The organism is Acidobacteriaceae bacterium (assembly GCA_028283655.1).
Lineage (GTDB): Bacteria > Acidobacteriota > Terriglobia > Terriglobales > Acidobacteriaceae > Granulicella.
In genome coordinates this window covers 3,183,033-3,205,709 of sequence record JAPWKE010000003.1, presented here as the reverse complement: position 1 = coordinate 3,205,709, position 22,677 = coordinate 3,183,033, and the positions used below count along the sequence as shown (strand labels likewise).

The window sequence follows — 22,677 nt, the reverse complement described above, 5'->3', positions numbered from 1 at the left end:
TTCTTAGGGAATTGCCTTCAGCATTCGAGCACCGTCTTCAAGAGACGTAGCCGGGGACGGGCGGAAGTTGGTTTTGACCTCGTCTTCCTGCTGGTTGATCGTCTTGAAAAGCAGCGCGTGGCCGTCGATATGCGTGTGCTGTTCGACGATCTGCCAGTGGCCGCCGCCGACATCGCGCCGCTCGACGTCGAATGTGCCGCCCTGCTTGAGGCGGACGAGTCCGAAGCCCAGTTTGACATCCTGCGTCAGGCGGCCGCTGAGAGAGTAGATTCGGTTCGCTTTGCGGTCGATGACGAGGTCGCCAGCCATCTTCGACATCACCTTGGCTTCCATGCTGGAGGCGTCGAAGTCCGGGTTCGGCACATAGTGCAGCCGAATGTACTCCGGGTTTTCGTCTTTCTGTGACCAGATGAAGGCTTCCGGTAGCCTGTGCATGATGGCTGCGGCGGAGGCATCGTCGTGTTCGTTATTTTTGTGGTTCCTGGCTTGTGCGGAGGGATCATGAATGTACTTGCGGATCCGCTCAGACTCACTCTGGATGCCGTCTTCGCCAACAACAGAACCGTTGAACCAGATGCAGCGCCGCAGGCTGTCGCCTGGTACATCGACGACGTCGAAGATGGAGTCTTTGCCCGGCTGCGTGTCATGGTCTTTGTACATCCACCGCGAGTGGTCGGTGGCATCGTTCGCAAAGCCTTCATCCAGAGCACGTTGCAGAATGTTCATGGCATTCGGGTCGGACTGAGGCGAAATCTTCTGAGCCATCGCAATGCTGGCCCCCAGTAACGTGGAGGCAAGAGCGGCGAAAGCCAACAACCTGGGCCCGGAGTGCCTGCAAGAGGCGGACAGGGAACGCATAGTTCTCGTTTGGATGCGAACAGAGGGCACGTGGTTGAGGAAAGATGTGCGTAAGAAGCTGTCTGGACTCACAAGGGATAAGACGTCGCTCACAGCCGATCGTTTTCCTGGCCTACTCGAGGATGATCTTGACGAAAGCGCCGTCCGGCAGGCGAGCGTCGCCGAGCAGATGCACCGCCCCGTCGCGCACAAAACCGCGATACATTTTTCCGGAAGAAGTGGCAGCTGCAGGCGTTGTGGATGCAGCAACCGGCCTGCTTTGTGGTGGTTGCGGTGATCCTGGAGCTTTTGGGTAGGGAATTGCCGCAGCCGGACGACCAGCGGCGGGTTTGCCAGTGCCGCGATCCATGGCTTCGTTCGCCAGCCGGTCGGCGTCTTTGTTTTTGTGGCGCAGCGCGTGGGAGATGTTGAAGTCGTCAAGCTGGGCGATCTGGCGGCGTGCTGCGGTCCAGAGCTCGCGCAGGTCGGGTGAGTTCACCTTGTAGCGGCCATTGATCTGGTTGACCATCAGCAGCGAATCACTGACGACGCGCAGGCGGCGGTAGCCGTTAGCGACGACCCAGTCCAGCGTCGCGACCAGGCCGCGATACTCGGCGACGTTATTGGTGAAAACACCCAGAAACTCGCTCAGTTCGGCGATTTTTTCACCACTTGGCGCCACAATAACGGCGCCGTACCCGGCTGGGCCGGGATTTCCGCGGGAGCCGCCATCGCAGTGCGCGGTCAGCCAGTCGTCCCCGCCGCCGGAGGTTTTGTTGCGGGCTGCGGTGGAGGGAGCTGAGGAATCGCCAAATAGACTGCCGGACATACTGGCAGTTTAGTGGAGGTCGCTCTGGGAATCCGGGAATAGCTTAAAGCTCCGGGTTACACGCTGGCTGCGCGGCGAGGTCGGCCGCCTTTGCGGCCATTCGCCCGCGCGGCTTCGGCTTTCGCTGGCGAAAGCGTCCGCCCGCCTCGTGCGCCCATGCGTGCTGCGGTCCATTGTGCAGAGCCAAAGACGCCTTCGAGCAAAGAGGGAAGGTAGAGGTCGGCGTCAAGCCTGGGGAAGTGTAGGCCATATCCCGAAGGGGAAAGTTCAATCTCTCCAAGCTCTTCTGCGGACGCCGTTTCCAGCCCCTGAGCATCCTTGGGAGAGAAAAAAACGCCCAGGTTGGAGTTGAGCTCGACGACGATGCGGCGCAGTCTGCGGTCGTATCGGGCGGAGATCGCCTTCGGGGTATGGGTCTCTAGTTCCTGTGCGCGGAGGTTGGCGCTCTCAAACTCTTCAGGGCTGACCATGTATCTTCCTCCATTCCTCGCAAAGAAATTCGCAGTGTGCGGAGAGCTCGCGCTGGATGCCGGAGAGCTCATGGCGTGCGAAGCCAAAGTTTTCTCTCACCGTGGCGGGGCCGCCAGGGCAGTGGAGATGAAAGACCGCCTCCTTATCGCTGCCAAGGACATGCACATGGGCAGGGCGGTGGTCGTTCGGATAAATCACGATGCGGTAACCGGAAAAGCGCAGCACGGTTGGCACATCCTCACTATAACCCAGACGCTTGGGATGTGGAGCCGAATAAAAGCAGCTCGAAAACAGGGCTCCACGCTAACGATGCGGACGTGGGCACGTCAGAAAGTGTGTACGACGTACCTGACTCCGGAGTCAGACAAACACGATGAGTGCAACGAACGCATACGCTTTTCCTGGCGGGACGGGACGCCGCCCCAGCCCATTCGCCGAAGGCCTGCAAGAAACACGGGCAGCGGGCAGCGGCGTAGAATCAGCGGCAGCTATGCCCAAGGCTGTCGCACAATCTGGCGGAAGAGCTCGGATGACCGCCGAGCAGATCGAACAGCGCCAACAGCAGCGCGCGGAAGATGATGAGCTGATCCGCGCCGCGCAGAAGGGTGACCGTTCGGCGTTCGATTCGCTCGTCCGGCGGTATGACCGTAGCGTGCTTCGCCTGGCGCTGCACATGCTGGGCAACGAGGAAGACGCGCAGGACGTACACCAGGACGCCTTCATCAAGGCGTATCGGCATCTGTCGAACTTTCGCTTCGAGTGCTCGTTCTACACATGGCTGTACCGCATCGTGACGAACCTCTGCCTCGACCAGTTGCGACGCCGCAAGAGTCGCAAGGAAGATGCCTCGACCGTGATGGATGGTGACGGCGGCGAGATCGACCTGCTGGCCCATGTCACCGATGACCGCGCTGCGCACAACCCGGCGCGTGAGCTGGAACGCAAGACGATGAGTGTGGCGATCAAGGCCGCGCTCGACGAACTGACTCCGCGTGAGCGGATGGTGTTTGAGTTGAAGCACTACCAGGGTCTGAAGTTGAGGACCATCGGCGAGATGCTCGAGACAACGGAAGAGACGGCGAAGAACACGCTCTTCCGAGCAACGCGCAAGCTGCGCGCCAGGCTGGCAGACGTTCGCTAGCTGCAACGGCAGCGCTTGACGCTGCCGAGCTTATAAGCCGATGGGCAATGACCCTGACGCAATGCAGTACGGAGCATTTTTGTGAGAGCTAGTGAAGAAGGAACGCAAGCATGACGTGTGATCGGGTCCAACAAAATATGGTGCTGGCGCAGTACGGAGAGCTGCCGGATGAGCTGATGCTCAGTCTGGAGCGGCATCTGGATAGCTGCGAAGATTGTCGGCGCGAATGGACGGCGCTTGAGGTGCTGCATCGTGAGCTCGATATGGAGCCGGTGGCAGACCCCACGCCGAATCTGCTGACGGCCTCGCGCCTGCGGCTGGATGAAGCGCTCGATGCGCTGCCTCCGCGCTCGTGGATACAGCGGCTGACGGCGAATGCCTTCCGCTGGCAGGGCTTTATGAAGGGTGCGCCTGCGTTGGCAACTCTGCTGCTGGGCGCTGGTTTTCTGGGCGGCACGATCGTGACGCGCTATCAGGCCGCGAACGTGCCGCAGTTACCGCAGGCCGTCGTCGTGGCGAGCGGGAATCAGGGGCCGATCGCGAGCGTTTCGGGCATCGTGGAGACGCCGGACAAGAACCTGGTGCAGGTCAAATACAACCGCCTGGTGCCGGAGTCTGTGCAGGGCTCGCTCGACGATCCGCAGATTCGCCAGTTGCTGATGCTCGGGACCAAGCTCGCAACGGACAACGAAGTTCACGCGCAGTCGGTGGCGATGCTCTCTGACCAGTGCCGTGCAGGCCGTTTGTGCGATGGCGCGGCAGAGGGAGCGGCCAGTGTTCGCGGCGCGTTGTTGACCTCGCTGCACTACGACAAGAGCCCGACGGTACGTCTGAAGGCGCTGGCTGGCCTGCAGCCGTACGTTGCCGAAGATCAGCATGTGCGCGATGCCGTGGTGCGCGCCATGATGAACGACGCTTCGGCAGATGTTCGCACGCAGGCCATCTCGCTGCTCTCGCCGGTTGGCGCGGACTCCAGCGTACGGCAGGCTTTGCGCACGGTAAGTGCGCAGGATACGAACCCGGCGATCCGCAATGCGTCGTTCCAGGCGCTGCAGGACGTGAGCGACATTCAATAAACGGATGGCAATGGCTGTAGCAGGGCAAAGTCGATGGGCAACGGGAGCGGCGGCGGTGTTGCTGCTGACGATGAGCGCGACGTTGGCGTCCTCGAAGGCTATGGCTGCTGTCACCGTGCATACAGCCGCACCGCATAGTGGTGCTCATGCCGGAGCGCACGCTTCTTCGCAGCGGCAGACCGGCTATCTCGGCATTGAGTTCCACGATGTCACCGACGAGCAGGCGGCTTCGCTGCGTCTGCGCGGCGTGCATGGCGCAGAGATCGCGATGGTGGACCACGACGGCCCGGCAGGCCATGCCGGGCTGAAGGCGCATGACATCATCGTGGCGTTGAACGGGCAGGCGGTAGATGGTTCGCCGACGTTGAAGCGCCTGATTCACGACCTGAATGCCGGCGCGGAGATCACGCTTGAAGTGATTCGCAACGGAGAGGCGCTGACGCTGAATGCGAAGCTCGCAAACCGTGACGAAGTCGCGCGTCAGGCGATGCAGCGTCTGGCTGCGGCTCCTACAGCACCGGCCCCGAAGGGCCTTGTCGGCGACGACTATAGCGTGGAGACGGAACCTCCGCCGTCGAACTCACGCACGCAACAGTTTCTGAACATGCTGCACACCGGCCCATTTACCGGACTGGCGATGGACACCATGGAGCCGCAACTGGCGGCGTTCTTTGGTGCTCCGTCGGGGGCAGGATTGCTGGTGCACACGGTGCTGCCGAACAGCCCGGCATCTGCGGCGGGCCTGCGCGCGGGCGATGTGGTGTTGCGTGCGGATGCGGTGGTGTTGAAGTCGCCGTCGGACTGGACGCATCATCTGCGTGCATCCCGCGGTAGTGTGGTGACGCTTACTGTTCTGCGCGATAAACATGAGCAGACGGTCGTGCTGGTGCCCGACCTCAAGCGGCACAGCGTTCTGCGCTCTTCGCCGGACATGCTCTCCACCTGCTGCGCTTCGGCGGACGACGCTGGTGACTGCAGTGGATGCGCCGAAGAGGCCAGCCTCATGCCGTTTCGCGCGTAGAGAATTTTCCCCATAGTCCTGATACACTCGGCTGCAAATACAGCGTAGTGTGAGAGCCTTCTCATGATCCGAAGCGTAAGCTAAGTTTTCTTTACGCAAAATCGGTGCGGGTTTGGCAGTGCGTTCGCATGAACCCTCGGCGAGCCATGTTCCTCGCCTGCGCCTATCCTTCGTCTGTTGTGAGCTTGCCGTTGAGCCGTTTCGCGAGCCTGCGTCGTCGTGTCGTTCGCCGTGCCGTGCCGCTGTTGGCACTGGCTGTCGTTGCGCTGCCTTTGGCGGCCCAAAAAACGGCTGAGTCTGAAGTTCTGCAACAGATGCAGCGACAGGCGCGGAAGCATCTGGCGGGGCGTGTTTCGCCGGACGGTCATGCTGCGGCCGCTTCGCTTTTGCACACGCAGGCCGAGCACGCCGCGCTGCTGCTTCATCCGCGGGCACAAAACTACACCGCTGCCTGGACGCCGCTGGGGCCCAGCAGCGTACAGAGCGCAAGCTACGGAAACGTGAGCGGTCGTGTAACCGCGATCGCCCTCGACCCGAACGATGCAACGGGCAACACGGTCTATCTGGGAACCACAGGTGGTGGTGTGTGGAAGTCCACCAACGCCGCAGCGACGAGTGCTGGCGGTGTGAGGTTTGCCCCCGTGACCGACACGCTTGCAGTCTTCAGCCAAAGCGCCGGAGCGAGCGTCACGCCATCGCTTTCTATCGGTGCGGTTGCGGTGCAACCGACCACGACGGCCGTCGTGCTGGCGGGGACGGGTGATCCGAACGACGCGACAGACTCGCTCTACGGAGAAGGTCTGTTGCGTTCTGCTGATGGTGGCGCTACGTGGACGCTGGTACAGCTTTCGCAGGATGGCACGAACGGCCAGCACTCGTTCGTGGGGCTAAGCGCGGCGGCTATTGCGTGGAGCGCGTCGTCGCCGTCACGGGTGGTGGCTGCGTTCTCTAACTCGCCACAGGCAGCGATTGTTGGTGCAACAAACGCTGCGTCCGTGGCAGGTTTGTACTACTCCACCGATGCAGGTGTGACGTGGCAGATGGCGACGCTCTACGACGGTGCAAGCGTCGTGCAGACGCCGCAACCGTTGGGCACCGGACAAGTGGGCAACGCGGCGACATCGGTGGTGTGGGACGCGCAGCGCGCAAGCTTCTATGCTGCGGTGCGTGGGCATGGCTACTACTCCAGCAGCGATGGCGCAACGTGGAAGCGGTTGACCGCACAGCCAGGCACCTCATTGACGGCTACAAACTGTCCTGTCGGCGCGAACGGCAGCGGAGCCTCTACCTGCCCGATCTTTCGCGGAACGTTGGCCGTTCAACCCGTAACCGGGGATCTCTTTGCGCTGACGGTGGACAGTGGCAACAATGACCAGGGCTTGTGGATGGATGCATGCAACGCGACGTTGGGCGGTGCGTGCTCGACAAGCGCGCCGACGTTTGCCTTGCGCCTCGACGGCGGTGTGATGGAGGTCGGTAGCGGCAGTACCGTCATCACACAAGGGGATTACAACCTCGCGCTGTCGGCTGTGCCTTCGTCGTCAGGAACGCTGTTGCTCGCGGGCACGGTGGACCTCTATCGCTGTGTGCTGGCAAGCGGATCGACAAGCTGCACGTGGCGCAACACGACGAATGCGTTAAACGGATGCGCGGCATCCGCAGCGGTCGCTCCCTCGCAGCACGCGCTTACAGGGGTAGCTCTATCCAGCAGCGACCTGCTGGTCTTTGCGGGCAATGACGGAGGCCTCTGGCGATCAACGGACGGTATCGCCGAGACGGGTTCTGTGTGTGATGCCACGGACAAGAGCCACTTCGACAACCTCAACGCAGCGATTGGTGTGGGTGGATCGCTCGCACAGGTGGTTGGCTTCGCACAGGCGCCGGCAGATGCCGAGACGCTGATCGTTGGGCTCGGAGCTAACGGCACGGCGGCAACGAGTGCTGCATCTGTGCTGGGTGCATGGGCCCAGCTCTCTGCTGGCGAAGGTGGCCATCCTACAATCGATGCAACGACACCGACCAACTGGTACGCCACGATCGGCGCAGGAGTGAACTTCAAGTCTTGCGCGATGGGGACGAACTGCTCCGCCGCGAACTTCGCGGGGGCCGCGACGATTGGAGCGACACAAGTCAGTGGCGACGTCGCGCTGATCGACGTTCCTATGCTGCTCGATCCGGCGTTGAGCGCGAACATGATTGCCGCGACGTGCCGTGTGTGGCGTGGCCCCGCAGCGACTGGCGCAACGTGGAGCGGAGCGAACGCCATCTCCTCCGCATGGAGCGGAGCCGCGCCCTGCACGAGTACGAGTCCGCTGGCCCGCTCGCTGGCTGCAGGCGGTGTTGCGGTGAGTTCGAGCAACGCACAGAACTCTGGCTCGCAGGTGATCTATGCCGGGCTCGCCGGTGTGTTGGATGGCGGTACGGCATTGCTCGGTGGCCACATCTTCCGCACAACGGCCGCGAACATCGCGACGAATACGACAACCTGGAAAGATGTGGCGAGCGGCGCGGTGACCAACGATCTGGCGAACGCGGGTATCTTCAACCCGCTCGGCTTCGATGTCTCGTCGATCACGGTGGACGCGCACGATGCAAGCGGCGCAACGGTCTACGCGACCGTGATGGGCTTTGGTTCAGGCACGACGATCGTGCCGCACGTCTATCGCTCTATCGACAGCGGCGCGCATTGGCTGAACGTGACGAGCAACCTCCCGAGCGCACCCGCGAATGCCCTTGCTGTCGATCCTAACGATGCGAATACCGTGTACGTCGCGACGGACGCGGGCGTCTATGCGACGTCGGCAATCACCACATGCGCGACAGCCTCGTGCTGGAACCTGCTTGGAACCGGGCTGCCGAACGCGCCGGTAACTTCGCTGGCTGTGTCTTCCACGATGCCCACCAGTGATGGGCGACTGGGCATGTTGCGTGCAGGCACGTACGGTCGCGGCCTTTGGCAGACACCGTTGCTCGCAGCGACTTCAACCGCGCAGCCGGGAATGCTTGTCTCACCGGCGTTGTTAACCTTTGATTCGCAGCAGGTCGCAACATTGAGTGCTGCACAAACGGTAACGATCACCAGCAACGGTTCATCGCCGCTCGCGATCAGTTCGCTGGTCGTGTCGGGCGACTTCACCGAGACGGACAACTGCAGCGGGCAGACGCTTGCTGTGGGTGCAAGCTGCACGGTGAGCGTCCTCTTCGCTCCGACGCTGTCAGGTTCACGCGCAGGTTCTCTGGTTGTTTACGCAAACATCGGAGGAGGTCAGGCGAGTGTGTTGCTGAGTGGAACGGCGACCGCTCCGGCAAGTGTTGTGCTCACGCCTGTATCGCTTACGTTCGCCGCCACCACTTTGAACCAGACAAGCGCTGTGCAGGTCCTCACCGTTGCAAACACCGGAGGCAACGCTTCCACGCTAACCGTGCCTGTAATCACCGGAGACTTCGCGATCGCGGCAAATACTTGCGCGACAACGCTTGCAGTGCAGACCTCCTGCTCCATCAGCGTAACCTTCACGCCAACGGCGAGCGGGACGCGCATCGGTACGTTGAGCCTCATAAGCTCTTCGGGGGCCGTGACCGCCACGCTGAGTGGCAGGGGAACATCATCCGCAACAGATACGCTGTCACCGCTTTCTCTGACGTTCGGCTCGCAGGTCTTGAACACGGCCAGCGCAGCGCAGAGCGTAGTGCTAACGAACGCCGGCGATGCTGCGCTCACGTTGGTTGCAGCGACGACAAACTCCAGCGAGTTTGCTGCGACCAACGGCTGTGGCGCAACGCTTGCTGGCCACACATCCTGCGCGATCAGCGTAGTCTTCGCGCCGAGCATAGTTGGTGCCCGCACGGCCATACTCACGGTAAGCGATCAGTTCCGCGCGCAGAGCCTGACGCTAAGCGGCACGGGGCTTGCACCTGCGGGCGTCAGTCTTACTCCAACGTCGCTGGCTTTCGGAGAGATCGGCGTTGGACTCAGCTCCCAGCCGCAGGTGGTCACGTTGACCAACAACGGTGGCGTTACGCTGACGATTTCATCGCTCGCTCCAACCGGGGACTATGTTCTGGTTTCAACAAACTGCGGTACTTCGTTGTCTGCAGGTTCTGCCTGTTCCGCAACTCTTCTCTTCGCCCCAACAGCAGCGGGTGAGCGTGCGGGTTCCCTGGTGTTGAACTCGAGCATCGGCATGAAGTCGGTTGCACTAAGCGGCGTAGGAGCTGACTTCACGCTCTCGACGACGGGAACCACAAGCGCAAGCCTTGGAGGATCTTCGGGCAGTGCAACGTATGCGCTTCTACTAAGCTCCGTCAGCGGCTTGGCAAGCACCATCAGTCTCAGTTGCTCGGGAGCGCCTGCTCACGCAACGTGTGCGGTCTCGCCTTCTGCCGCAACCCTTGGCTCTACGCTGAATGTGTCCGTGGTGGTGGCGACAGGCATTGCGAGCATGGGACACAATTCGCGCGATCTGTTGCCGTGGTCACGAAGCACGTTGCTCTATGCCTTCACCATGCCATGGCTGCTCTGCATGCTGCGTGTGCGCAGGCGGCGTTGGATAGCGGCTCTTCCGTTGTTGTTCATGATGATCAGCGGTTGCGGTGCCTCACGAACGTTGCCCTCGAGTGGGTCGGGCAGCGGCAGCACCTCTACACCGACGCCATCCGGCACGTACACCTTGACGGTGAGCGCAACGGCTGCAGGGATAACGCACTCTGTGCCGCTCGTGTTGACGGTGAACTAAAGCGAGCGGCCTGCTGCTACAGCGCTGGCCCATGCCCACTGGAAGTTATAGCCACCTAGCCAACCGGTTACGTCGACGACTTCGCCGATGAAGTAAAGCCCCGGCACGCGCTTTGACTCCAGCGTTCGTGCGTCGAGTTCGTCCGTATTCACGCCGCCCACGGTAACCTCGGCCTTGGCATAGCCTTCATCACCAGCAGGCTTTATCTGCCAGTGATGCAACTCGTGTTCGAGCGCCAGCAGCGCCTGGTTGCTGAAGCCCAGGGACTCATCGCGCAGGCGAAGCCAGCGGTCAGCCACGCGATGGGAGAGCACGCCGCGCAAGGCTTGCCGCAGCACGCTCAGATCGCGAGGTGCGTTGTTCGCTGTAAGAGGTTTGAAGACGTCACGTCCCGGTGCCAGGTCGAGCGTGATCGTCGAGCCATGCTTCCAGTACGACGACACTTGCAGAATCGCTGGTCCACTCAGGCCGCGATGCGTGATGAGCGCCTTCTCGCGGAAGACAGGCGGCTGCGCATTACGTTTGCCGCTGGTCGCAGCGGCCTGGGCGAGCACTTCGGCTGAGCTTCCGGTAAGGTCACACCACTCGTTATGGTCCTCCGGGGCAAAGACCAGCGGCACCAGTGCCGGTCGAGTTGCTATCAGGCTATGGCCGAACTGCTGTGCGAGTTCGTAGCCAAAGCCCGTTGCTCCAAGCTTCGGAATCGAAAGCCCACCGGTTGCGACGACGAGCGCGTGTGTCTGCTCTGTGCCATGCGACGTCTCGACAGTGAAGAGGTCGCCGTCTTTGGAGACGCTCAGAACGCTAGCACCGCAGCGCGTCTCCACACCAGCTTCTCCGCACTCGCGTTCGAGCAGCGTCACAAGGTCCCGTGCCGAGCGGTCGAAGAAGAGTTGGCCCAGCGTCTTCTCGTGATAGCTCAGGCTATGCTTCTCCACCAACGCCACCATCTCACGCGGCGTAAAGTTCGCAAGGGCTGATTTGGCGAAGTGCGGGTTAGCGCTCAGATAATTCGCGGCGGTCGTGCCAGTATTCGTGAAGTTCGCGCGTCCGCCGCCGGAGATCAGGATCTTGCGTCCCGGAGCAGGGCCGTGGTCGAGCAGCAGCACGCGCTTCGCGCGTCGGCCTGCCTCAAAGGCACACATCATGCCTGCGGCACCTGCGCCAATGACGATCGCGTCCCATGCGTGCACGGTTAGCGCCTCCGCTTGTAGGGCCGATAGACCGGGTTCCACACGCTGGCGCGCAATGCGATCTCGAAGTCCTCGCCACGAACGGCTGCAAGGCCTTCTGTGGCTGCCTGACGACCAACGGCAAGGGCTACGGCCTGCGAAACTTCGCGCAGCGTATCGAGCGGCGGCAGCAGCGGAGCGGTAGGGTTTTTCACCGTGGGCGAAAGCGCGGCCAGCGCCTCCGCTGCGGCCATAATCATGCCGTCAGAAACACGGCGAGAGCGCGACGCGACGATCCCGAGAGCAAGGCCAGGGAAGATGTACGAGTTGTTCGTCTGCACCGTGCGGTAGGTCTTCCCGTTGTACTCCACCGGAGCATAGGGGCTACCCGTGCCGATGATCGCTTGACCGTCGGTCCAATGCAGCAGGTCGGAGGGAGTTGCCTCTGCGCGAGATGTTGGATTGGAGAGTGGAAGGATGACCGGTCGCGCCGTATGGCGAGCCATCGTGCGAACGACTTCTTCGCTGAATGCGCCCGGCTGTCCGCTCACACCGATCATCACCGTGGGACGCGCTCGCTCGACGGTTTCGAGCAACGAAACACCGCCTTCGGGATTGTGCTGCCAGCCTTCGGTCTCGCTCGCAGGGCGCGCAAACGGCATTTGCGAAGGATGCATCCCAGGTGTCGAGTCGAGCAGAAGACCCGGGCGGTCGATGGCGTAAAAGCGGCTGCGTGCTTCTTCATCCGAGAGACCTGCGTGCTTCAGTGCGAGTTCGAGGAAGCTCGCGATACCGCAACCTGCTGCGCCGAAGCCGACGAAGAGAAAGCGATGTTCGCGGAGCGGAACGCCCGTGGCATTTGCTGCCGCGAGGATCGTGGCCAGCGCAACAGCAGCGGTGCCTTGAATGTCGTCGTTGAAGCTTGGCAACTCTTCGCGGTAGCGGTCAAGCAGCTTGCCCGCGTTGGCGCCGGCGAAGTCTTCCCACTGCAGCAGAACGTGCGGCCAACGCTTCTTCACCGTGCGCACAAAGCGGTCGACGAAGTTGTCGTACTCTGCGCCGCGAACGCGTTCGTGCTTCCAGCCGAGGTAGAGCGGGTCCGCTACACGGTCAGCGTTATCGGTGCCGACGTCGAGGAAGACCGGCAGGCAGCTCAGCGGATGGATTCCCGCAAGTGCAGTGTAGAGCGCGAGCTTGCCGATAGGAATACCCATGCCGCCTGCACCCTGGTCGCCCAGGCCGAGGATGCGTTCGCCGTCGGAGACGACGATGCAGCGCACGCCGTCGTAGCGTGGGTGGCTGAGGATACGTTCGATGCGGTCGACGTTCGGGTAGCTGAGGAAGACGCCACGAGGCTTGCGCCAGATCTCGGAGAAACGCTGGCAGCCTTCGCCGACGGCCGGGGTATAAACGACCGGCAGCATCTCCTCGATGTGTCGCGTGATGAGCGCGTAGAAGAGTGTCTCGTTAACGTCCTGCAGATCGCGCATGAACGTGTAGCGCGCGAAGTCGTCGGGCAGGGCGCGAAAGGCCTTCATGCGGCGCGCGACCTGTTGGTCCAGCGTGCCCACCTGTGGCGGCAGCAACCCATGCAGCGAGAACTCGTCGCGCTCCTCTTCAGAGAAGGCTGTGCCTTTGTTGAAGATAGGGGTATTAATCAGGCCGAGGCCCGTGAGTGCGGTTTCAACGATATCCGGATTGACGCGAGGGGTCGGAGGCATGCCTCATGCATGATAACGAAGCTCGCTTCGTGAGCTGACATTTTTCATGCCGATAACCGCGCCTTTGCTCCGGGAAAAGAAAACGGCGTCAGCATTTCTGCCGACGCCGTTTGCACCCAGGGATGCGGTTAGGAGTTAGAAATCGAAGCGTCCTGCGATCTGCAGAATGCGGGCATCGCGATAGCCGGTGACCTGGCCAAAGGTAGAGGACGTTGCCGTTGTTCCGATCGACTGGACGTTTACATGGTTGGCCACGTTGAACGCCTCGCCGCGAAGCTGGAAGTTCAAGCGGTTCACAATACGGAAGTTGCGGAAGATACCCAGATCGGCGCGCTGGAAGCCCGGTCCGTTGATCGTTCCACGCTTCGCCGTACCTGGAACGTTGCTGGCAGGGTCCTGCGCCGCAAAGGCACCGGTGTAGAACCACGGAGTAGCCGACTGCAGGTAATTCTTACTGGAGTGCAATTGAATGCCATAGCCCTGGTTGGGATTCGCAATCTGGTTCGGGCGGAGACCTGCATTGGTATTCCCCAAAATGCCGAGACCCGCGTTATCGTTCACAATACCGCCGGTGGTCGCCCCGTTAACGCCAGTCTTGCCGCCCGGCAGGTTGTAGTTGATATTCAGGCCAGCGGAAGACGCTACCGTCAGTGGCAGGCCGGAGTTCGCCGCATACGTAACAGCAACATTCCAGCCGCCCAGCAGGCGACCCGTCAGGCCATGCTGCTCTTTGAACCAGGGCTCTTCCCATACGCCGTCGAGCGTAAGGATCAGCTTGCGGTCCACGGCGGCGCGACCGTAGTCTCCGTTCACGTTGTAAATGTTCTGAACGAAGCCTGTGTAGTCAGCCTGCGCATTGGTAAGGTCGCGCGACCAGGTAAAGTTGCCGTCGATGTAGCTCTTGCCTTTGAAGTGCTTGGTGATCTTCGTCTGCAGCGAGTTGTAGTTGGAGTTGAAGATCGTCTGCATCGCATCGACCGCGAAGTAGCCAAGGTAAGGCTTGATCTGGTTGAGCACAATGCCGCAAGCCGTGCTGATGAACGCGGCCTGGCCGTTGATGGCGCAACCGGAACTGGCTGTCAGCGGAGTCACCTTGCCACGCCATGCGCCCGGACGAGGTTCGTTGAGGTCTTCTGCACCTGCCAGGTGTGTGCCATGCGAACCGACATAGCTCACATCCAGCAATGTCGTAGGGGTAATCTGCTGCTGCAGGCCTAGAGAGAATTGCTGCGTGTACGGGGTCTTGAAGTTCAGCGGTAGAGCCTGAATCCTGAGTGGAGTCAACGATGGTGTGCCTGCTGTTGCACCGCCAGTGGGATTGTCAGCATCCGCCATCGTTTGCGAGTAGGTTGCAACCGAAGGCGGATTATTGAAGACCGTGGTCTCGTAGTAGCTGACCTCGATCTCGTCATACGCCCAGCCGTAGCCTCCGCGCAGAGCGGTTTTGCCGTCACCGAAGAGGTCCCACGCAAAGCCGACACGGGGTGCGAAGTTGTTCTTCTGCGAACCTGTCACTCTGTTGCCAAAGGGTGAAGCCTGGTTGTTGTTGGCCGCCGATGGATTGCCGAAGATCAGGCCGTTGATGTAGTTCGCGCCGACGATATCAGCTCCGGTATTGGGAGATGTGGGCTGGCCCGCATTGCTTCCCGTCTGAACGCAGGTGGTCGCAGGGGGTAGGCAAAGCAGACCATTCGCACCGATCGTCGGCGCTTTCGACGCAGTGTAGGTGCTCGGGTCAAAGTTGCTCAGATTGCCGCCTGCATCGTAAGGCTGCGTGAGCAGGCTATAGCGAACGCCCAGGTTCACCGTGAAGCGCGGCGTCACCTTCCAGTTGTCCTGCAAAAATGCTTCGTAGATGTTCTGGTTGATGTCGACGGCAGCATTGCGAGACTGCTGGGAGAAGCCGTTGTTCGCATTTCCTGTAAGGAAGTTCGCAAACGCTTGCGACTCGGCCACACCCGATAGCTGTGTCTGCCCTGTGCCTGTTACGACCGGGAACGCCGTGTCATTGGTGAATCCGAAGGAACCCTGGTTGGTCGTTGCCGAGTTGTTCTCCTGCTTCTCGTAGTGCATGTAGGAAAAGCCCGCGATCAACGTGTGGTTGTGCAGCGTCTTTGTGTAATCTCCGAAAACCTGGTGGTTGATGCCGAGGTCGGTGTACTTGGGCCCGGAGGTGATGGCCGTCATGAGTGCGGTCGTTCCCTGGGTAAAGCTAAGCGTTGGGACAACGCCAACCCCGTTTGCATACGGTGTGGATGTATGAATGTCTGGTGAGTTTGCTGAAAGCAACTGGCCTTGAGGCTGGGTATAAATCGCTCCGCTGGAGTATGCGTAGCCAACGTTGACGACCGAGGTCGGACTTGGCAGCCAGGTCACCTTGCCAAGGTGCTGCGTACCGGGGTACGAAGACTGCGTGGCGGAAAGACCAGGAATTGGAGCGGTAATGAACGTACCTGAGCCGTTATAGGTAGGGAAGGTGTCGTGCATGTAGCGGTACATGAGCGACACCTTTGTCCCAAACTGCTGATCGATGCGTACGCCAGTGTTCAGATTGTTGTAGACATTCCTTACGGTGCTGGTGATCGTGCGGGGATCGAGGTTGCGAGCCAGATTGGCTGTCTCGTTTGGCACCGGGATCACGCTGTAGACGTCCTTGAGATACGCCTGTGCTTGCTGCGACAAAGTGTTTACTTGTGTTCCAGCCGCAGTACAAGTGTTTTGCTGGTTCGCTGCGCTGTAGGTGAAGGCTGTACAGACCTGAATGGGGCCACGTGTCCACTGAGTGCTGTTTGCGGGAATGTAGCCGCTCTGCGAGAAGTCTCCATTGCGCTCGGCCTGCGTGGGGACAATTGCATTCAGTTGCGCGTACGTAATTTCACGCAGCCACTCTTCTGAAACGAAGAAGAACGTCTTGTCCTTACCGTTGTAGACCTTGGGTATCCAAACCGGGCCACCTATCGAAAAGCCGAAATCGTTGTAGCGATACTTGTTAATCGGTTGGTTCTGCTGCTTGTTCAGAGAGCCGTTCGCATCGAGGAAATCATTGCGGAAGTACTCATATGCGCTGCCGTGCAGGCTGTCGGTACCGGATTTCGTCACGACGTCGACCATACCCGCAGAGTTGCGGCCATACTGTGCGCTGTACTGTCCGCGCAGCGTCTTGAACTCCGCAATCGCATCCGGGCTGGGATACACGTAGAGCGTTAGGTTGGTGCCGCGGTCTACATTGTCTGCGCCGTCGAGCGTCCAGTTGTTCGAGCTTGTACGGCCACCGTTCACTGAAAAGGACACGGTGCTCGAAGATCCACCGACACCGACCGGGCCGCGCTGCAGGTTGTCGGTCGCGCCGCCGTAGGCCACGCCAGGCTGCAGGTTGATCAGGCTTGCGTAGTTGCGCGAGATCATGACCAGGCTGTTGATCTGCGTGCTGTTAATCAGGCCGGCGTTTGTCGCGTCTTCGAGATTCACCGAAGTCGGGTCGGCGTTCACCGTAATAGTTTCTGTGTTTTCGCCGTTGCTCAGGGCGCGGCTTACGGTGAGTGCGTCCGAGACGTGCAGCATCAGATGCTGCACCTTCAGTGTCTTGAAGCCCTCGTCGACGACCAGAACGTCATAGCTCCCCAGCGGGAGAGCCGTGGCTGTATAGAAGCCGCTGCTGTTGGTCGTTAGTACACGCTCAACGTGATTGCGGTCGGTGTTGGTCAGCGTGACTTTTGCTCCGCGAACCGCTGCGCCACTCTTGTCCGTGATCGTTCCGCTGATGCTGCCGGTGGTTGCATCCTGTGCAAAGACCGGTAAAGCGATCATGGAAATTACGGCGGATGCCACGAATGCCCGATGGGCCATTAGGCGAATCATCCTGGTGTTCCTCCTAAAACCTGCATGGAAGTATGGGTTATCTCTGGTGCTTGATCGCCTTTAGGTCATCGATTGCCCAAAAGTCGTCGAAATCGCATCGTCTGCTGCGGTGTACGGTGCGTGAATTGGTCGTCTGCTAGCACATCCTGAGAAGCGACACATCAAAGCTGAATGAAGAGCTTCAGTATGCAACAAGGCTTGGAGCGTGTCGAGGCACGAACAACATCTGTTGAAACCACACCAAAATCGCTGCTCCCTCTGACTCTGCTGAACCTGTAGGAGGAGAGCTTTCTGCTGCCAGACAACTTGGGAGCGGACGCCGCTGATGTTCTACGCGAGCAACGCAAAGGGGGCGCGGCTTTCGCCGCGCCCCCTTTGCGTTGTCCTTCAATCAGTATTAGTGAGCAGCCCACTCGATCTTCGAGAGGTCGATGCCTTCTTTGACCATCTCGTAGAGCGGAGAAAGCTCGCGCAGGTGCAGCACGACGTCGATCAGCTTGTCGGCAACGTAGTCCACTTCAGCCTTGGTGTTGAAGCGGCCGAGGCCGAAGCGGATCGAGCTGTGTGCGACGTCATCGCCCAGGCCAAGCGCCTTGAGCACATACGAAGGCTCCAGCGTGGCAGAGGTGCAGGCCGAACCCGACGACACCGCGATGTCGTTGATGCCCATCAGCAGGCTCTCGCCTTCGACGTAAACGAACGACATGTTCAGGTTGCCGGGAAGATGGTGGTCCATATTGCCGTTGATCTGCGTGTAATCCAGAGCAGCTTCGAGCTTGTTCTTCAGGTACTCACGCAGTTCGATAAGACGCTTGGACTCTTCTTCCATCTCTGCGCCGGCGATCTCGCAGGCTGCGCCCAGGCCAACGATGCCCGGGACGTTCAGCGTGCCCGAACGCATACCGCGCTCGTGGCCGCCACCGTTGATCTGCTCCGTGAGCTGAACGCGGGGGTTGCGGCGGCGAACGTAAAGTGCGCCCACGCCCTTCGGTCCGTAGATCTTGTGGCCGGAGAGCGACATCAGGTCGATGTTGTCGTTGATGACGTTGACCGGAACCTTACCCACAGCCTGCACACCGTCGGTGTGGAAGATGATGCCCTTCTCGTGGCAGAGTGCGCCGATCTCCTTGATCGGCTGGATCACGCCGATCTCGTTGGAGGCGTACATGATCGAGACGAGGATCGTCTTGTCCGTGATCGCGGCCTTGATATCTTCGACGTCGATCAGGCCATCAGCCTTCACGGGCAGGTACGTCACGATGAAGCCCTGCTTCTCGAGCTTCTTGCAGGTATCGAGCACAGCCTTGTGCTCGGTCATCTGGGTGATGATGTGGTTGCCCTTCTCGTGGTACATCTCGGCAACGCCCTTCAGGGCCAGGTTGTTCGACTCGGTTGCGCCGGAGGTGAAGATGATCTCCTTCGCCGTGCAACCGATCAGCTTTGCGATCTGCTCGCGAGCCTTGTCCACAGCCTGTTCAGCTTCCCAACCGAAGGAGTGGTTGCGGCTGGCTGCGTTACCGAAGATGCCAGTCAGATAGGGCATCATCGCTTCCAGCACGCGCGGGTCGAGCGGCGTGGTTGCGTGGTTGTCCATGTAGATGGGCAGCTTCACACCTTCGGGCAGCGGCTGCGACGACTGGACGACGTTCATTCCAAGGGATTCGGGCATGGTTCTTTGGGCTCCTAAAACTTCTGTACTACCGGACCGGGGGAGGTCCTTCAAAACTTAATGGTTTGCTAGAGGGCGATCGAAACCAGGCCGCCAGCAAGGGCCTGCGCCGGTGAGGCATCCGCTTCGACCAGATCGGCTATACGAATGCCGCTCAGCAGGTCTTTGATCGAATCGTTTACCTTGCGCAACGGTTCTTTGATGGTGCAATGACCGGCAAGGTCGCAAGCTCCGTGGATCGTAATGCAGCTTGTGATGAAAAGCGGGCCATCAATGGCTCGAATCACCTCAAACGCACTGATCTCGGAAGAAGGGCGTGCCAGCGCATAGCCGCCATTGGTTCCTGCGTGCGAAACAAGGATAGTGGCCTTCGCCAGCGTCTGCAGTATCTTTGCCAGAAGCTGGGGGGGGATATGGTAGGCCTCAGCAATCGCCTTTGCAGACGCTGCCGCAACGCCGGTAGGAGCAAACTGCGCCTGCTCGGCGAGGTACTTGAGGGCCATCAGCCCGTAGTCCGCTTTTTTTGTCAGTCGCAGCATAGGAAAATGAGGCCTGTTTCGCCTACTTATTAGTGTACGGCGGCGCTGGGCTGGCGGCAACCGGGGAATCGAAGCCTTTTGTGCCCTCATCCAATCTGGCATGTACAAGTATCGAGTGACTTTGGAACGCATTGTGAAAGAGGGCGCGAAGCTGCCATCAGGCTCCCCGGAAGACCGTCTGCAGTTTGAGGCCGACAATCATGACGATTTGTTCGCGATCATAGCCCGCCAGCGGGCCAAGGGCCTCTGGAGTGAAGATGAGGCTACGTCGCTGGCTGTTGGGCTGAAGCTTTTCGGCGAGGTCATGCTCCACAACCGCAAGGACCCCTTGTTTGAGCCGCTTAGTCTCCCGTTTCGGGAGTTCATCGGCAGGCTGAAAGCACTTCCCGCCAAGGAGTAAGGATTGGCGGCGTGGAAGGGCTGCACGATGGGCTAACATCAAGAAGCCTTATCCGTTTCTGACTGTGCCATCGCTGAGCCAACTCGTCGCTGTCCCCAATCTGCTGACCATGCTGCGGCTGTTCGTGCTTCCGTTTCTGGTCATCGAAATTCTGGACAGTGAGTGGAAGGTGGCGTTCGTGCTGCTCTGGATCGCGGGCGTTACAGATGGTCTCGACGGCCTGCTGGCGCGCCTGCTGAAGCAGAAAACGACCCTCGGCCAGTACCTTGACCCTATCGCCGATAAGCTGCTGCTCTCCACGCTTTTCGTGGTGCTGACGCACGTGGACCTGATCCCGCGCTACGTTACGGTTCTGGTCTTTAGCCGTGATCTGGGCATTCTGCTCATCTCGACCCTGCTTTATATCACCAACACTCTGCGGGACTTCCGCCCCAGCTGGCTGGGCAAGGCGAGCACCGGGGTGCAGATTATCGCGGTGCTGGTGGTGATGACGTCGCAGGCCCTGCCGGGCTGGCGCTTTGCCTTCTGCCAGTACTGGTTGCTGATGGGGGTCGCGTGGCTGGCGCCTTTGTCGGCCGCGCAGTATGCGTGGATCGTGCTGCGCCGGGTGAACAGCGGCGGCGGTGGTGCTGCTCCGACGGCCGTCACCGCATAGACCTTGGTAATGTTACCGGCGGGGCGTGGTGTGCTTCGAAATCTGCCTCGTTTGGGTTAGGCCCGGTAACCGGAAAGTCCGCACAGAAGTCGCTATGTGCTATCGAAGCAGGCGCTCTCAGTCGATAAAACTTGAGAGTAGCCATGAAGCCCTTTCAAGCGACAAAGAACCTATTTCCGGCCATTCTGATTGCCCTGGCCTCGATCGCCCTGGTGGCGGGCGAAGGGCATGTGGAGGTCATCTGGGCCGATCCATTTACCTGGCTGAACGTGCTGAAGCACAAGTGCGGCATCGCCATGCTGGTCTGCATCGGCTGGATGCTGGTTGAGTTGGCTCGTTCGGCGTTCTTTCCTCAGGCCGAAATCGCTTCGGGATCAGGACGTTACGGTGTGCATTACGGAAGTTTTGCCCGACGCGCTATTCGCTAACTTCAAGTGCGGCAGACTGTTGCCGTTTGCAGTATTCTTGGCTGAACTGAGCAAGTACGACTCGCAGCGAACACGGATCGAACTAGCTGCGACGGCCCTTTGAAGGAATTTTGCGAACGATGTCTACTCCCGTTTCGGCTTCATCTCCGCTGATCGTCACCGGCGGAGCTGGTTTCATCGGATCGAATTTTGTGCTGAACCATCTTGCAGATGCTTCGGCGTCGCCCGTGGTGAACCTCGACGCGCTCACCTATGCGGCGAACCCGGCTAACCTGGACCCGGTGAAAAGCGATCCCCGCCATACTTTCGTTCACGGCGACATTCTGGACGGCAAGTTGGTTCGCGAACTGTTTGCGACACACCGCCCGCGCGCCATCGTGCATTTTGCGGCGGAAAGCCACGTCGACCGCTCGATTATTGGTCCCTCGGCGTTCCTGAAAACGAACATTGATGGCACCTTCTCTCTGCTGGAAGCCGCCCGCGAGTACTACAACAGCCTGAGCGCCGAAGAGAAGCCGCACTTCCGCTTCCTGCACGTCTCCACCGACGAGGTCTACGGCACGCTGTCGCCGGAAGATCCAGCCTTCCACGAAGACACCCCCTTTGCTCCGAACAGCCCTTATGCGGCGTCGAAGGCAAGCTCCGACCATCTCGTTCGCGCCTGGCAGCATACCTATGGTCTGCCGACGCTGATCACGAATTGCTCGAACAACTATGGCCCTCTGCAGTTCCCCGAAAAGCTCATTCCGCTGATCATCCACAACGCGCTCGCGGGCAAGCCGCTGCCGGTTTACGGTGACGGACAGCAGGTCCGCGACTGGCTTTATGTCGTCGACCACTGCCGCGCGATTGAAGAAGTACTGACGAACGGCCGCATCGGCGAGACTTACAACGTCGGCGGATCGAACCAGCAGACCAACATGACCGTCGTGACGACGATCTGCAAGCTGTTGGACGAGATGGCGCCTGCCGCCCAGCCGTACAGCCAGCAGATTACGCACGTTACCGACCGCCCCGGCCATGATCGCCGTTACGCGATCGATGCTCGCAAGATCGAGGGTGAACTGGGCTGGAAGGCCCAGGAGAGCTTCGAAACCGGCCTCCGCAAGACGGTGGACTGGTACCTGAAGAACCGCTCGTGGGTTGAGTCCGTTACCTCTGGGGCGTACCGCAACTGGGTCGAGAGCAACTATGGCGAACGCGAGCAGGGCATTGAGACGAAGTCGGCGGTGACGGCATGAAGGGAATTATTCTTGCCGGAGGCTCGGGAACGCGCCTCCACCCCGTAACCCTCTCTTCGTCCAAGCAGTTGATGCCGGTGTACGACAAGCCGATGATCTACTACCCGCTCTCGACGCTGATGCTTGCGGGTATTCGCGAGGTCCTGATCATCTCCACGCCTGCGGACACGCCGCGCTTCCAGCAGTTGCTGGGCGATGGCTCGCAGTGGGGCATGGAGTTGACGTACGCGATACAGCCTTCCCCGGATGGCCTGGCGCAGGCCTTCCTTATCGGCCGCGAGTTCCTGGCCGGGGAGGCAAGCTGTCTCGTGTTGGGCGACAACATCTTCTACGGACACGAGTTCGCGCATGACCTGCGCGCAGCTGCAGAGGCCACAGAGAAGAGTGGCCTGGCACGCGTCTTTGCTTATCCCGTGAACGACCCCGAGCGTTACGGTGTCGTCGAGTTTGATAAGGACCGCAAGGCCATCTCTCTGGAAGAGAAGCCTACGCAGCCGAAGTCGCGCTACGCCGTCACCGGCATCTACTTCTATCCGCCGGATGTCGTCGAGGTAGCGAAGGAGATCAAGCCTTCACCGCGCGGCGAACTGGAAATCACCGACGTCAACAAGTGGTATCTGGAGCGCGAGCGCCTGGACGTTGCCGTCCTGGGCCGTGGCCTGGCGTGGCTGGACACCGGCACGCATGACTCTTTGCTCGAAGCCTCCATGTTTATTCAGACCATCGAAAAGCGTCAGGGCTTGAAGGTCGCCTGCCCGGAAGAGATTGCGTTCCGTCTAGGCTGGATCAGCACGGAAGCGCTGCAGAACATCGCCGATAACTACGGCAAGAGCACCTACGGCGAGTATCTTCGCCGCATCACGCGGGAAACGGTCTTCTAAGA

At 60.3% G+C, this 22,677-nt stretch carries 18 protein-coding genes; 9 read left to right on the top strand and 9 right to left on the bottom strand.

All coding sequences use genetic code 11. The features are described 5' to 3' along the window. Window positions 1-3 precede the first annotated feature (3 nt). The 4 genes from PW792_16075 to PW792_16060 all read right to left on the bottom strand — a co-directional run bounded on the left by PW792_16075 (window position 4) and on the right by PW792_16060 (window position 2,362). A complete protein-coding gene (locus PW792_16075; GenBank protein ID MDE1163442.1) occupies window positions 4-765 on the bottom strand; it encodes a hypothetical protein in 762 nt (253 codons plus the stop codon). A 205-nt stretch (window positions 766-970) separates the two neighbouring features. Next, on the bottom strand, window positions 971-1,666 hold the full coding sequence (locus tag PW792_16070) for a ribonuclease HI family protein (protein ID MDE1163441.1): 696 nt from the start codon (window positions 1,664-1,666) through the stop codon (window positions 971-973). 56 nt (window positions 1,667-1,722) lie between these two features. Continuing rightward, window positions 1,723-2,136 (bottom strand): DUF2442 domain-containing protein, encoded by a 414-nt coding sequence (locus PW792_16065; GenBank protein MDE1163440.1) that lies wholly within the window; start codon window positions 2,134-2,136, stop codon window positions 1,723-1,725. Beyond that, window positions 2,123-2,362 carry a DUF4160 domain-containing protein gene (locus tag PW792_16060; protein ID MDE1163439.1) on the bottom strand — a complete coding sequence of 80 codons (240 nt, stop codon included), beginning with the start codon at window positions 2,360-2,362 and terminating at the stop codon, window positions 2,123-2,125. The genes PW792_16065 and PW792_16060 overlap by 14 nt, the downstream gene beginning before the upstream one ends. 304 nt (window positions 2,363-2,666) lie before the next feature. On the opposite strand from PW792_16060, the gene PW792_16055 reads away from it, so the two are divergent. The 4 genes from PW792_16055 (at window position 2,667) to PW792_16040 (ending at window position 10,111) form a co-directional block, all read left to right on the top strand. Further along, on the top strand, window positions 2,667-3,278 hold the full coding sequence (locus PW792_16055) for a sigma-70 family RNA polymerase sigma factor (protein ID MDE1163438.1): 612 nt from the start codon (window positions 2,667-2,669) through the stop codon (window positions 3,276-3,278). Window positions 3,279-3,388: 110 nt separating this feature from the next. Further along, on the top strand, window positions 3,389-4,354 hold the full coding sequence (locus tag PW792_16050; protein MDE1163437.1) for a HEAT repeat domain-containing protein: 966 nt from the start codon (window positions 3,389-3,391) through the stop codon (window positions 4,352-4,354). Window positions 4,355-4,364: 10 nt separating this feature from the next. Continuing rightward, window positions 4,365-5,375, top strand: a complete 1,011-nt coding sequence (locus tag PW792_16045; protein MDE1163436.1) for a PDZ domain-containing protein — start codon at window positions 4,365-4,367, stop codon at window positions 5,373-5,375. A 128-nt stretch (window positions 5,376-5,503) separates the two neighbouring features. Further along, window positions 5,504-10,111 carry a choice-of-anchor D domain-containing protein gene (locus PW792_16040; GenBank protein MDE1163435.1) on the top strand — a complete coding sequence of 1,536 codons (4,608 nt, stop codon included), beginning with the start codon at window positions 5,504-5,506 and terminating at the stop codon, window positions 10,109-10,111. Here PW792_16040 and PW792_16035 read toward each other — a convergent pair. The 5 genes from PW792_16035 to PW792_16015 form a co-directional block, all read right to left on the bottom strand. Continuing rightward, window positions 10,108-11,304 (bottom strand): NAD(P)/FAD-dependent oxidoreductase, encoded by a 1,197-nt coding sequence (locus PW792_16035; GenBank protein MDE1163434.1) that lies wholly within the window; start codon window positions 11,302-11,304, stop codon window positions 10,108-10,110. The two genes, PW792_16040 and PW792_16035, sit on opposite strands and share 4 nt — an antisense overlap. Before the next feature lie 2 nt (window positions 11,305-11,306). Then, on the bottom strand, window positions 11,307-13,004 hold the full coding sequence (locus tag PW792_16030; protein MDE1163433.1) for an NAD-dependent malic enzyme: 1,698 nt from the start codon (window positions 13,002-13,004) through the stop codon (window positions 11,307-11,309). 135 nt (window positions 13,005-13,139) lie between these two features. Continuing rightward, entirely contained in the window at window positions 13,140-16,850 is a 3,711-nt protein-coding gene (locus PW792_16025) for a TonB-dependent receptor (protein ID MDE1163432.1), read from the bottom strand. Between the two features lie 409 nt (window positions 16,851-17,259). Continuing rightward, entirely contained in the window at window positions 17,260-18,531 is a 1,272-nt protein-coding gene (locus tag PW792_16020) for an IscS subfamily cysteine desulfurase (GenBank protein MDE1163431.1), read from the bottom strand. Window positions 18,532-18,599: 68 nt separating this feature from the next. Beyond that, window positions 18,600-19,070, bottom strand: a complete 471-nt coding sequence (locus tag PW792_16015; protein ID MDE1163430.1) for an Rrf2 family transcriptional regulator — start codon at window positions 19,068-19,070, stop codon at window positions 18,600-18,602. 100 nt (window positions 19,071-19,170) lie between these two features. On the opposite strand from PW792_16015, the gene PW792_16010 reads away from it, so the two are divergent. From PW792_16010 to rfbA, 5 genes are all read left to right on the top strand, one after another. Beyond that, entirely contained in the window at window positions 19,171-19,470 is a 300-nt protein-coding gene (locus PW792_16010) for a DUF3861 domain-containing protein (GenBank protein ID MDE1163429.1), read from the top strand. 64 nt (window positions 19,471-19,534) lie between these two features. Then, window positions 19,535-20,125 (top strand): CDP-alcohol phosphatidyltransferase family protein, encoded by a 591-nt coding sequence (locus PW792_16005; protein MDE1163428.1) that lies wholly within the window; start codon window positions 19,535-19,537, stop codon window positions 20,123-20,125. A gap of 143 nt (window positions 20,126-20,268) precedes the next feature. Beyond that, window positions 20,269-20,553, top strand: coding sequence for a hypothetical protein (locus PW792_16000; protein ID MDE1163427.1), 285 nt, complete (start codon window positions 20,269-20,271; stop codon window positions 20,551-20,553). Between the two features lie 119 nt (window positions 20,554-20,672). Continuing rightward, on the top strand, window positions 20,673-21,794 hold the full coding sequence (rfbB, locus tag PW792_15995) for a dTDP-glucose 4,6-dehydratase (GenBank protein MDE1163426.1): 1,122 nt from the start codon (window positions 20,673-20,675) through the stop codon (window positions 21,792-21,794). After that, complete coding sequence (gene rfbA / locus PW792_15990) at window positions 21,791-22,675, top strand: glucose-1-phosphate thymidylyltransferase RfbA (GenBank protein MDE1163425.1); 885 nt, start codon at window positions 21,791-21,793, stop codon at window positions 22,673-22,675. The genes rfbB and rfbA overlap by 4 nt, the downstream gene beginning before the upstream one ends. Window positions 22,676-22,677 lie beyond the last annotated feature (2 nt).

Excerpts from the sequence above, each read along its gene's own strand:
- PW792_16075 (MDE1163442.1), bottom strand. The coding sequence starts at position 765 with ATGGCTCAGAAGATTTCGCCTCAGTCCGACCCGAATGCCATGAACATT.
- PW792_16070 (MDE1163441.1), bottom strand. The coding sequence starts at position 1,666 with ATGTCCGGCAGTCTATTTGGCGATTCCTCAGCTCCCTCCACCGCAGCC.
- PW792_16065 (MDE1163440.1), bottom strand. The coding sequence starts at position 2,136 with ATGGTCAGCCCTGAAGAGTTTGAGAGCGCCAACCTCCGCGCACAGGAA.
- PW792_16055 (MDE1163438.1), top strand. The coding sequence starts at position 2,667 with ATGACCGCCGAGCAGATCGAACAGCGCCAACAGCAGCGCGCGGAAGAT.
- PW792_16050 (MDE1163437.1), top strand. The coding sequence starts at position 3,389 with ATGACGTGTGATCGGGTCCAACAAAATATGGTGCTGGCGCAGTACGGA.
- PW792_16045 (MDE1163436.1), top strand. The coding sequence starts at position 4,365 with ATGGCTGTAGCAGGGCAAAGTCGATGGGCAACGGGAGCGGCGGCGGTG.
- PW792_16040 (MDE1163435.1), top strand. The coding sequence starts at position 5,504 with ATGAACCCTCGGCGAGCCATGTTCCTCGCCTGCGCCTATCCTTCGTCT.
- PW792_16030 (MDE1163433.1), bottom strand. The coding sequence starts at position 13,004 with ATGCCTCCGACCCCTCGCGTCAATCCGGATATCGTTGAAACCGCACTC.
- PW792_16025 (MDE1163432.1), bottom strand. The coding sequence starts at position 16,850 with ATGGCCCATCGGGCATTCGTGGCATCCGCCGTAATTTCCATGATCGCT.
- PW792_16020 (MDE1163431.1), bottom strand. The coding sequence starts at position 18,531 with ATGCCCGAATCCCTTGGAATGAACGTCGTCCAGTCGTCGCAGCCGCTG.
- PW792_16015 (MDE1163430.1), bottom strand. The coding sequence starts at position 19,070 with ATGCTGCGACTGACAAAAAAAGCGGACTACGGGCTGATGGCCCTCAAG.
- PW792_16010 (MDE1163429.1), top strand. The coding sequence starts at position 19,171 with ATGTACAAGTATCGAGTGACTTTGGAACGCATTGTGAAAGAGGGCGCG.
- PW792_16000 (MDE1163427.1), top strand. The coding sequence starts at position 20,269 with ATGAAGCCCTTTCAAGCGACAAAGAACCTATTTCCGGCCATTCTGATT.
- rfbB (MDE1163426.1), top strand. The coding sequence starts at position 20,673 with ATGTCTACTCCCGTTTCGGCTTCATCTCCGCTGATCGTCACCGGCGGA.
- rfbA (MDE1163425.1), top strand. The coding sequence starts at position 21,791 with ATGAAGGGAATTATTCTTGCCGGAGGCTCGGGAACGCGCCTCCACCCC.